The sequence below is a fragment of the Flavobacterium sp. genome (assembly GCF_031422135.1).
In the GTDB taxonomy this organism is placed as follows: Bacteria; Bacteroidota; Bacteroidia; order Flavobacteriales; family Flavobacteriaceae; genus Flavobacterium.
The window spans coordinates 1-10,644 of the sequence record NZ_JANOQD010000095.1 but is presented as its reverse complement, the minus strand read 5'-3'; the positions used below and the strand labels follow the sequence as shown (position 1 = coordinate 10,644).

Annotated in this window: 11 protein-coding genes; 9 read left to right on the top strand and 2 right to left on the bottom strand. The window is 31.1% G+C overall.

Annotated elements, in window-relative coordinates; all coding sequences use genetic code 11:
• Positions 1-188 precede the first annotated feature (188 nt).
• The 5 genes from RMO70_RS12225 to RMO70_RS12205 all read left to right on the top strand — a co-directional run bounded on the left by RMO70_RS12225 (position 189) and on the right by RMO70_RS12205 (position 4,414).
• A complete protein-coding gene (locus tag RMO70_RS12225) occupies positions 189-860 on the top strand; it encodes a hypothetical protein (RefSeq protein WP_310556720.1) in 672 nt (223 codons plus the stop codon).
• A gap of 177 nt (positions 861-1,037) precedes the next feature.
• Positions 1,038-1,643 (top strand): hypothetical protein, encoded by a 606-nt coding sequence (locus RMO70_RS12220; RefSeq protein ID WP_310556719.1) that lies wholly within the window; start codon positions 1,038-1,040, stop codon positions 1,641-1,643.
• Positions 1,644-1,812: 169 nt separating this feature from the next.
• Entirely contained in the window at positions 1,813-2,589 is a 777-nt protein-coding gene (locus RMO70_RS12215) for a hypothetical protein (RefSeq protein WP_310556718.1), read from the top strand.
• A 248-nt stretch (positions 2,590-2,837) separates the two neighbouring features.
• Positions 2,838-3,578, top strand: a complete 741-nt coding sequence (locus RMO70_RS12210; protein ID WP_310556717.1) for a DUF4272 domain-containing protein — start codon at positions 2,838-2,840, stop codon at positions 3,576-3,578.
• 257 nt (positions 3,579-3,835) lie between these two features.
• Positions 3,836-4,414: a Crp/Fnr family transcriptional regulator gene (locus RMO70_RS12205; protein WP_310556716.1), complete on the top strand. Its 579-nt coding sequence runs from the start codon at positions 3,836-3,838 to the stop codon at positions 4,412-4,414.
• 2 nt (positions 4,415-4,416) lie between these two features.
• Here the strand turns inward: RMO70_RS12205 and RMO70_RS12200 are convergent, their stop codons facing one another.
• Positions 4,417-4,824, bottom strand: a complete 408-nt coding sequence (locus RMO70_RS12200) for a DUF6326 family protein (protein WP_310556715.1) — start codon at positions 4,822-4,824, stop codon at positions 4,417-4,419.
• 2 nt (positions 4,825-4,826) lie between these two features.
• A complete protein-coding gene (locus RMO70_RS12195) occupies positions 4,827-5,540 on the bottom strand; it encodes a DUF6326 family protein (protein WP_310556714.1) in 714 nt (237 codons plus the stop codon).
• A 316-nt stretch (positions 5,541-5,856) separates the two neighbouring features.
• Here RMO70_RS12195 and RMO70_RS12190 point away from each other — a divergent pair, with 316 nt between their 5' ends.
• The 4 genes from RMO70_RS12190 (at position 5,857) to RMO70_RS12175 (ending at position 10,262) form a co-directional block, all read left to right on the top strand.
• A complete protein-coding gene (locus tag RMO70_RS12190; protein ID WP_310556713.1) occupies positions 5,857-6,378 on the top strand; it encodes a hypothetical protein in 522 nt (173 codons plus the stop codon).
• A 210-nt stretch (positions 6,379-6,588) separates the two neighbouring features.
• Positions 6,589-8,499 carry an N-6 DNA methylase gene (locus RMO70_RS12185; RefSeq protein ID WP_310556712.1) on the top strand — a complete coding sequence of 637 codons (1,911 nt, stop codon included), beginning with the start codon at positions 6,589-6,591 and terminating at the stop codon, positions 8,497-8,499.
• Positions 8,499-9,605, top strand: a complete 1,107-nt coding sequence (locus RMO70_RS12180) for a restriction endonuclease subunit S (RefSeq protein ID WP_310556711.1) — start codon at positions 8,499-8,501, stop codon at positions 9,603-9,605. Before RMO70_RS12185 ends, RMO70_RS12180 begins: the two co-directional genes overlap by 1 nt.
• Before the next feature lie 162 nt (positions 9,606-9,767).
• The gene (locus RMO70_RS12175) at positions 9,768-10,262 is read left to right on the top strand and encodes a hypothetical protein (RefSeq protein ID WP_310556710.1); all 495 of its coding nucleotides are present in this window, start codon (positions 9,768-9,770) and stop codon (positions 10,260-10,262) included.
• Positions 10,263-10,644: the final 382 nt, after the last annotated feature.

The following is a 10,644-nucleotide window of genomic DNA, read 5'->3' as shown; positions in this document are numbered from 1 at the left end:
ACAACCGAACCGCTAACAGCGGTTTGGCGCAATTGGGGTTTGAGGCGAACTTTAAAGTTGGTTTTGTACTTGGAAGTTCGGTCTTTAATTTATACATTTGGCTAATCAAATCCCCAACTGACGCCAAGCCACGAGACGTTAGCAAACATAGTAGACGACCGCAAAAATAAAACATATAAAACTTTCAAATGAAAAAAGTAACAAACTTTGGATTAACACTATTTGCAATTTTACTATTTATAAGTTGTAATAAAACAACAACAAAATACGAAGTATTAAAAGAAGAAAAAAAAGAAACTTCTGGTAAAGCTCTACTTATCGAATATGTAGTTTATAACGATACTGTTTACAAAGAAGAAACTTTAAAAAATATTGTACTTGAAGTTTATGAGAAAAACAAAAACAAAGATTTGTTTGATAACTTTGATGCGCCAACAGTTGTAAATGTATATTTATTTACATCGGTTGAAGCTGCTAATGATAAAAGTGAATGGATTTGTATGCTTTCAAAATCATTAACAAGTACAGAACCAACAATAAGTTTCAATAACTTAAAAATGAATAGTCTTTCTGGGTTAAATGACAATATAAAAGACGAAAGCGAGATTGCCTATGAAAATTTGAAAAAATATCTAAACGATAGAAATTTAGACTTATGTTCATTCTATAAAGAACTTGGAAGAATGGAATTAGAAAGCATTCACACAGCTGATGCAAAGTATCCTGATTTCGGAGCAAAACATACTGAATATGTGGAAAGTATTAGAAAAGCGGAACGAGAAAAATTAATTCAAAAATATAATTTAAATGATTCTATTTTTGGACAAGTTACAACTTATGGAATAGCATATTGTAAATAAAACTACGTTTGCTAACAGCGGTTACATTCAATTGCTCGTCTGTTGCTAATGGAAACAATATTTTTCATAACTTCGTTTTCTAGTAATGGAACGCAAAGCGTTCCAAAGTCGCAACTGAAATGTAGCCGCGACACGTTAGTGGCAAGTTAAAAAAAAATCGCACAAAAAACAGATATTATGAAAAAGACATTATTTACTACAACATTATTTATTGCAATTAATTGCTTTGGACAAGTGAAGTCTGAAAAAGTTAATGGATTGAAAATTATAAATACTGAAATCAGTTCAGAAAACGATACGATTATAAATGTCGTTTATAAAAAGAAAAAAGAAAATAATAAAAACCCAGCATATTTTATAAATGGTAAACTAATTAACGAAAGCGTTTTAAAAATCTTAAATCCGAATGAGATTGCTTCTGTTAAAGTTGAAAAGAATGATATTGAAATTGATAACGTTAAATATTACGGAAAAATATTAATTGAAACTAAAAGCAATTATAATCCAAAATTCATATCACTGAATAATTTGAAGGCGAAATATACAAACCTTAAAAAAAATTCAACAATTTTTAAAATTGACAATGAAATAGTAAATGCAAATTATGATAGTTTCATAGTTGATGAAAAATTTATATTAAAAATTGTTATTGAGAATTATGAAAATAAAGAAGACAAATTGAATGTATATTTTGTAAATTTAATTACCAAATCGGAAGAAAATATAAAAAAATCAAAAGAAATTTTAATTCGTGGAAACGACGAATTTGGAATAAATAAATAACCTGCCACTAACAGCGGTTTGCAAAAATTGGGGTTTTGGTCTTGACTTTACACATTGTTTTGTACTTTTGTGGCCAGTGATTAATCGAAGTTTAGGTTAACCAAATCCCCAACTTCTGCAAGCCACGAGACGTTAGCGGTTATTTTTCCTCACCAGAACATCAGAATACATGAAGATATTTTTTTTTATATTTTTAAGCGTAGCTTTAGTTTCTTGTAGATTTGAAAGTAAACAAAAAAGCTCTTTTGTTGAATCTGTAAAAGATACTGATACAACTTGCTTAAAAGAAATATCAGAAGCAGAAAAAGAAATAGAAAGCGGTAAATTAACTTATTGTCATTATTCAGGAAATATTTACAATCATTACTTACGTTCCGAAAAAGAATTAATAGAAATTCTTAAAGAAAACAATCTTGAATTTAGAAATGAAGGTTCATCTTGCATTGTTTATGAAAATCAAACAGAACATTGCTATTGTAAATTAATGAAAGAAAATATCAATCAAAAATACGGAGAAAAATTTGTCGACTCATTACTAAATGTAGCAGATGAAAAATACTTAAATAAGCATATTAATGACACAATGTATTATGGTGAATGTGATGTAAGACCAAATTATCCAAATGACAAAGATGATAGCGAAGATGAATATAGTGAAGTAATGCAAAAAGAGATTGACGATGCAATTATTTACCCTAAAGGTTACATAAAAAGACCAAATTATGATGTTTCATCATTCGTAAATGTGTCTTTCTTTGTGGATAAAGATGGAAAAGCAAAAATCACACATTTTGGATTTATATTTGACACTAAATCAAATCATAAACTTGAGAAGTATTTTGAAAACGAATTGAAAAGAATTATTAAAACAAAAGAATGGAAACCTGCTCAAATTAGAAAACGAAATGTAAATTCGGACATGGTTTTGAGATATGGCTTTGACTGAAAATAAAACAACCGCTAACACACGCTACAAGCAATTTGGGTATTTGGCTTAATGGAAAAATGGTCTTGTATTTGGAAGATTTGGCAAATCCGAAAATAGAGCTTATTTTAGTCCCAAACTGCTTGTAGCGCGAGAACGTTGGCGGTCAGTTCGTGCAGAACTGAAGCAGGTAAAACAATTAAAAAAGTAGAAACTCAAAGTCCGAATTGACTTAGTTGAGTAATCTTTTTAGAAAGAAAAACGTAAAAATGAAACAAATCTTTTTAATATTAGTAATTGTAATTCTAAGTGGATGTCAAAAACAAAAAACTGAAACCAATATGTTTGGAATATTTAAAAACAAAAAAGAATTAACTCGGAAAGAAAAAACAGAAAAAATCCTTAAGAACAAAGGAATAAAAATAAATTTCAATTTGCCAAATGTTGAAACAGAAGAAGATACTGAATTACGAAAACCAAAAGAAATAGCAAAAAGAGTAACTGTTTTAGCAGTTACTAATTCAGTAGCGTTTAATGGAATGACTGGGCAAGAAGCAATTGATTATCTAAAAAAGTATGAATTGTGGGATGAAACAACACCAAACGAAAAAGAATTCTTAAAAAACCCCACAGAAGAAAAGAAAAATCAAGAAACTTGGAAGTGTGAAGGAATTTGGACTTTAATGTGGGCTTTAAAAATTGTTGATGATTTGGGATTTCCAAACCAACTATGTGATTTAAATAACATTCCTTCTAGTAAATATCCAATTAACGGAAATATTGATCCAAATATTTTTATAAATAGCATAACTGAAATAAGAACAAAATCCGAAATTTTAGATAATGTTGATTTTTATTACAGAACAAATTGGGCCTGTGTAGATGCAAGATTAAATAGAATAGAATTGAATAAAGTGAATTCTGGAATTGTTTATGAAAGACAATATGCTTTGAATTGGCTTGTTAATTATTTAGAACAAGAATGGGACGAAATCACTTGTGATACTTAATAAAGCATAATACAATATTAAGCGAAAATAGCCAAACTGAGTTAAAAACCTAAAGCCAAATTTTAAAACACACGTAATTACATAATCAAAGAACCGAACCGCCAACAGCTACTACAACGGATTTGGGCATTGGGCTTAATGGAGAAATGGTTTTGTATTTGGGATGATTTGGCAAATCCGAAAATAGGGCTTAATTTAGTCCCAAACCCGCTGTAGTAGCGGGACGTTATGCGGCAGCTTAAAAGACGACACCAACTATGGACAATAGATTAATAGATTATTTTTTAAAAATCACCAACTTGACAACAGACGAAACAAAAGTGTTGGCTGAAAGTATGGTGGTTAAAAATTTCGGCAAAAATGACTACTTAGTCAAAGAAGGTCAATTTACTAATGACACCTACTTCATAATTAACGGGTGCGTCCGACAATTTAAAATACTTGGCGGAAACGACATCACCACAAATTTTTATACAGAAGAGCAATGGATAATTTCATTAGAAAATTTTGAAGGAAAAACTGAATCAAAATATAATTTAGTTTGTATGGAAGATACAACTGTAGTTATTGGAGATGAGCAAAAAGCACAAGAAATATTTAAACAATATCCTCGCTTTGAAACAACTTCTCGTCAAATTATGGAAACTGTTTTTATGGAACAGCAAAATTTATTAACTTCTTTCATTACTGACAAACCAGAAGAACGATATTTAAAACTATTGAAATCAAGACCTGATATTTTTCAAAGAGTACCACAGTATGACATTGCTACTTACATTGGAGTAAAGCCAGAATCATTAAGCAGAATAAGAAAAAAACTACAAAACAAAAGTTGATTTTATCTTTGTTCCCTATCCACTTTTTGATTTAACCATTCTATTGAAAACCAGACAATAAAAATAGTTGTAGATATTTCAATGCAAGCGAAAAAAAGATAATACTTTGTAAAACTACCAACAAAAAGTGTCATAATCATTACAATTGTTTTAATACTTCCTGCAATAATATTAGCCCAACAATTTGTATTTTTTTGTAAAATTTTTGAGAGTATAATCATAGCAATTGGAATTTCCATTAAAATCCCAGCATACAATAAAAAACTTTCGTCTATTTTAAAGCCTTCAACATTTCCTGTCAAATACTGTTTGAGCAACGAGGAGTCCATTAATCCAATTAAATCGCAGTACAAGTAATTTAAAGTAACAAAAATCCAAAGTGTGCTAAGAATATCGCTTTTATTTTTCATAATTAATCAACTAATATTTTCTTTTTATTTGATTTTGCTTTCCACTTAATTGCATCAATGGTTATATAGGTTGTTGCGGCTATCTCAAGCATTGAAAAAAGCACATAATATGGGGTTGGCTTACCTATGAACAACGTTCCGGATTGGGCAAGAGTCATAAATGCTCCTGAAGCAATTTGTACCCATCTTAAAGTTCTTTCGTTCTTTATGACTTGAGGTAAAAACACATTTACCAATGGTATCTGCATATAGGCTGCACCAAGAGCTAAAAACTGTGGTGTTATCTTTAAACCATTAACTACTCCATTTTGATATTGAACCAAAATATTTTTATCCATAATGCCAACTAAGTCAGCATACACATAATTTAAAGAAGCAAACGCCCAAAGAGATGAGTATCTATTTCTTCTATTATCAAGAAAGAAATTCTTTTTTTCATCGTCAAGCCGTAAGTTCAAATTGTATTTTTTAGAAGAGCCATTATCGGATTGACCCAAAAGCAAACTCCTTTGACTTTCAAGAGAAGGATTTGATAAATCAATTTTTAACTTACTTGAATACGGAAATTGCGTAAAATTGGTATTTGGTGGTTTTAAAGATACCAATGATTGAGTTGACGCAATAGCAAATTCAGGAATTTCCGAAATAGCGATAAGGCTATCGGAGGTATTCACTTGCTGTGCCGACAAATTTGTACAAAGGAGAGCTAAGCTCAATATTAATAATGTAACTTTTAAAGACTTCATTTTATTTATGTTTATATTTACAGTGCAAAGATATTTTGCGTAAATCTTTATCTCATTGACTTTGGTTAAGAAATGAAAATTGGTAAAAAAAAGAAAAAGCCGACCGCATAACAGCACCTACCCAAAAGGCGGGGTTTCGTGTTTCAAAGACAGTTTTGTGGTTAATCAAACATTAGTTTTTCAAATCAAGTTTTGTGGTAAAAGTCCCGCCCTTCGGGTAGCCGCAAACCGTTGGTGGCAATTTTGACAAAAAATTAGTAATTAAACAATAACAAAATGAAAAATTATGGGAATATTTGGTTTTTTTAAAAAGAAAAATAATGAAGTGGAGAATAACAAAATTCAAGGAAAAGCTTCAGAAAATTTAATTGATGATCTACAAAATGATTTTATCACGAAATCAAAAGCAAATGCTGAAAGAATTGTAGAAGGATTTAATGAAAGATATAACGGTGCATTTGATTATTCTGAAAAAAGTTTGATAGCACTTGATGAACTTCTTGATAATTTTTCTGATTATATCGGAGAAATGGAAGATGAAATGAAAAACGATATGATTGCACAAGCAGGCTCATATATTTTTGAAGTTGCCAGAAATACATATGGCGGAAAATATTATTGGTACGACGAACTTAATCAACCAATTTTTGTAACAGGTCAACCAAATTTCGAAATTTCATTTTTAGCATTTGAAAAAGTAAAGGGAAGACTTGAAAATGGAACTGAAGATAATATTCCGTTTTTTTACAAAGGTTATGTGGAACGCGTTGTTAATGCAAAAAATGGCGATATAGCAATGATTGTATAAAAAACTGCCACCAACAGCGGTTTGGCGCAATTGGGGTTTGAGGCAAACTTTAAAGTTGGTTTTGTACTTGGAAGTTCGGTCTTAATTCGATACATTTGGCTAACTAAATCCCCAACTGACGCCAAGCCACGGGACGTTGGTGGCAAGGCTACGGGAAACCTAACGAAATAAGGGAAAACGAAGAATCTTGTTGCCGTAAATCGGACAACAATGGCGAAAAAAGAAATACTGACGGATTTTTGGGTTTATGAATTACTCAAAGAGGCAAATATAGATTTACACCCACAAGGTAGTAACATAAAAGAAGTTGATGACGCTTTAAAAACGGCATCAAAATCGAAAACAGGAAAAGTTGGTTTTCCCGAATACAGCGGAGTTGTAAAAGACTTTTTGCTGGTTATCGAAAACAAAGCGGATGTTTCTCAACATACAAAACGCAACGAAAAAGATGTAATTTGTAACGAAGTTACAAGCGTAAAAAACTATGCTGTAAATGGTGCATTATTTTACGGAAAACATTTATCTCAAAACACAACTTACAAAAAAATCATTGCTTTTGGCGTTTCTGGAAACGAGAAAAGACACAAAATAACTCCGATTTTTATTGACGAAAGAGGCGGTTACAAAATTCTTGATGACGTTGAAACGTTTACACTTTTCAACGAAAAAAACATTGACGAATACTACACCAAAAACATACTAAAAGAGCAAACCCCAGAAGAGAAAACCACGGAGGAAATACTAAAAGATGCTAAAAATCTTCACGAAGATTTACGTAATTATGGCAGTATTCAAGACAAAGACAAACCGCTTGTAGTTTCGGGTATTCTTTTAGCATTGCGTGAAATGGAGCACAAAGGTTTCAGTATTGAAAGCCTTACAGGCGAACAAACTACAACTGATGGCGAAAAAATTTATGAAGCCATTGAGAAAAATTTAAAGAGAGCCAATGTTTCGCCACAAGTAAAAAAAGACAAACTTTTGAGCCAATTTTTGGTAATCAAAGACACCAAAGCAATTAATGAAGTTAACGAGAACTTAAAGAAAACACCTTTAAAACATTACACGGAATTTCTTTACGAAAACATCTACAAAAACATAAAATACATTCATTCTGCCGAAGATTATTTGGGTAGATTTTATGGAGAATTTATGTCATATTCGGGCGGTGACGGACAAAATTTAGGAATTGTACTTACTCCAAAACACATTACCGAATTATTTTGTGATTTAGCTGAATTAAAACCGACAGATTCGGTTTTCGACCCTTGTTGTGGAACGGCTGGTTTTCTAATTGCATCTATGCACGATATGTTGCAAAAGACAGACAATCCAGAACAACACCGACAAATTAGAAAGAATCAATTGCACGGTTTAGAGTTACAACCTTATATGTTTACGATTGCTACAACCAATATGATTTTACGTGGAGATGGGAAAAGTAATCTTGAACAAGAAGACTTTTTAAAGCAAAATCCTGCACAGTTGCAAGAAAGAGGTTGCACCGTTGGAATGATGAACCCACCCTACTCAATGGGAAGTAAAAACAATACAAGTTTATACGAAATCAATTTTACAGAGCATTTACTCAATTCCATTGTAGCAGACGGTAAAGCGATTGTGATTGTTCCTCAATCATCAATGATAGGCAAAACAAAAGAAGAACAGGCAATAAAAGAAAACATTTTAAAACATCATACTTTAGAGGGAGTAATAACGCTGAACAAAAATACTTTTTACGGAGTTGGTACAAATCCTTGTATTGCAATATTTACAACAGGAGTTCCACACTACAAAGACAAAGAAGTAAAATTTATAAACTTCGATAAAGATGGTTTTGAAGTACAAAAACATCGTGGACTTGTCGAAACTATTGAAGCAATAGATAAAAAACAGCATTTACTGGATGTTTGGTTTAACCGTATTGAAAGTGAAACTAAATTTTGTGTAAAAACAACAATTGAAGCTGAAGATGAATGGTTACATTCTTTTTATTATTTCAACGATGAATTTCCAACTGTTGCAGATTTTACAAAAACAATAGGCGACTTTCTAACTTTTGAATTTTCTATGATTATGCAGGATAGAGAATATTTGTTTACCAACGAAAAAACAGAATAATGGAATTGACAAATAGAGAATGGAAAGAGTTTTCAATAGTAGCAGTTTTTGACTCTATTCAAAGAGGAAAAAGGCTCAAGAAAAATGACCATATCGAGGGAAACATACCATACACTTCTTCCACAGCTTTAAACAACGGAATTGACGCTTTTATTGGCAATGATAAAAATGTAAGAATATTTAAAAACTGTTTAACATTAGCAAATAGCGGAAGTGTTGGTTCGACATTTTTTCAACCATTTAACGTGGTCGCAAGCGACCACGTTACTATGCTTGACAATGCGAATTTTAATAAATATATTTATCTTTTTTTGGCGACAATGGTTACAAGACTGAATGAAAAGTACAGTTTCAACAGAGAGATAAATGATACTCGAATTAAAAAAGAAAAAATTCTACTTCCTATAAATTCCGACAAAAAACCTGATTACGTTTTTATGGAAAACTTTATGAAGCAAAAGGAAAATGAATTTTTAGAAAAATATAAAAAGTATGTAACTGGAAAGGAAAGCGAAATAAAACAAGATTTTTTAACCGATAATATTGAGTGGAAAGAATTTTTATTTCCTGATATTTTTGAAATTAAAAACGGTTTTTATAATAAAAAACCAACTTCCTCTGGCAATGGTAAAATTCCCTTTCTCGGTGCAACTGCAAATAAAAATGGAGTTACGGAGTATTATACATTATCTGAAATAGAAGATAATTCAAAAATCGGATTTGGTAAAAACGAACCATTAAGCAAAAAACTTTTCAAAGGGAATTGTATTGTTGTAACAAATAATGGTTCTGTTGGTTATGCTTATTACCAAGTTTCAGAATTTACTTGTAGCCACGACGTAAATCCGTTGTATTTAAAAAATGAAAATCTAAATCCATACATAGCTAAATTCTTGATAACAACCATTGAACAACAAAGAGTTTGTTTTGAATATGCTCGTAAATGGCGACCAATGAGAATGAAAAAAAGTAAAATTCTGCTTCCTGTAAACTCTGAAAATAAGCCTGATTTTCAATATATGGAAAACTATATTAAATCTTTAGAAAACGAAAAACTAAAACGATATTTAGACTACAAAAAACTGAATATAAGTGAGTGCAAATAAGCCCAGCCACCAACACACGCTACAAGCAATTTGGGTTTTAGGCTTAATTTGAAGTTGGTTTTATATCAGAAAGATTTGGCAAAACCGAAAGTTTAGGCTAATTTAGTCCCAAACTGCTTGTAGCGCGAGAACGTTAGCGGTCATTATAAAACACGACATCGAATGAAATTTAAACTGACAATAATATTTCTGACACTTATACAACTTACTAGTTATTCGCAAGACACTTATACTTCTAGAAAAGGCTCTAAATTTTTTCCAGGACATCTTGACGTTGTGATTACAGTGGACAATAAAAACGTGAGATACGAATTATTTAATCATTGGTATTCGTTGTCTTATGCAGAACTTAGACAGTTAACAATTCCTTTAGACAGCCTGAATGAATTTAACCAAAAGAACGACAGCATAAAAATCGAACTTCATAAAGGAAAAGTAAAACTTACAGACAAAAAATATAGACTTTCAAGAAAAATAAAGCATAGAAATTTGTGTGCTTCAGCATCGACAATGAGAAAAATTTCATTTGCCTATAAACTTTCAAGTGAACAAAAGGACATGAGACATTTTGAACTATACGACCGTGAAGACTTGAAGTTAGACGAAGAAGAATTTAAGAAAAAAGTAATCGAGAAATTAAAAGAAAAGACAAAATAACGAACCGCTAACACGGGCTTAGCAAAAGTGGCGGTTCATTGCTACGCAGACAGTTTTGTGGTTAAAGAAAATTTATACTTCGCATGAAAATTATTCATAAAAATCGCCACCTTCACCAAGCCCGGGAACGTTACCAGCAAGCGTAAAAACTGACACGAAAACCATGAATTTATTCATTACTAAATCATAAATAAGATTTATGATTTATATAATTAATATAAATAATAGTTTATGAATATAATTTCTCAAATTCAACAATTAATTCTTGTTGAAATTCTTTTATACCTTCTAAATCTTCGATTCGTTCTTTGAGTTTTTTTATCTCGTCATCCTTTGATATAAAGGCTTTTTGATTGGAATAATTGCTTAATTTTTTCATCCA

What these genes read in the sequence shown, in the direction of transcription:
- RMO70_RS12225 (WP_310556720.1), top strand. Translation starts at nt 189, where the DNA reads ATGAAAAAAGTAACAAACTTTGGATTAACACTATTTGCAATTTTACTA.
- RMO70_RS12220 (WP_310556719.1), top strand. Translation starts at nt 1,038, where the DNA reads ATGAAAAAGACATTATTTACTACAACATTATTTATTGCAATTAATTGC.
- RMO70_RS12215 (WP_310556718.1), top strand. Translation starts at nt 1,813, where the DNA reads ATGAAGATATTTTTTTTTATATTTTTAAGCGTAGCTTTAGTTTCTTGT.
- RMO70_RS12210 (WP_310556717.1), top strand. Translation starts at nt 2,838, where the DNA reads ATGAAACAAATCTTTTTAATATTAGTAATTGTAATTCTAAGTGGATGT.
- RMO70_RS12205 (WP_310556716.1), top strand. Translation starts at nt 3,836, where the DNA reads ATGGACAATAGATTAATAGATTATTTTTTAAAAATCACCAACTTGACA.
- RMO70_RS12200 (WP_310556715.1), bottom strand. Translation starts at nt 4,824, where the DNA reads ATGAAAAATAAAAGCGATATTCTTAGCACACTTTGGATTTTTGTTACT.
- RMO70_RS12190 (WP_310556713.1), top strand. Translation starts at nt 5,857, where the DNA reads ATGGGAATATTTGGTTTTTTTAAAAAGAAAAATAATGAAGTGGAGAAT.
- RMO70_RS12185 (WP_310556712.1), top strand. Translation starts at nt 6,589, where the DNA reads ATGGCGAAAAAAGAAATACTGACGGATTTTTGGGTTTATGAATTACTC.
- RMO70_RS12180 (WP_310556711.1), top strand. Translation starts at nt 8,499, where the DNA reads ATGGAATTGACAAATAGAGAATGGAAAGAGTTTTCAATAGTAGCAGTT.
- RMO70_RS12175 (WP_310556710.1), top strand. Translation starts at nt 9,768, where the DNA reads ATGAAATTTAAACTGACAATAATATTTCTGACACTTATACAACTTACT.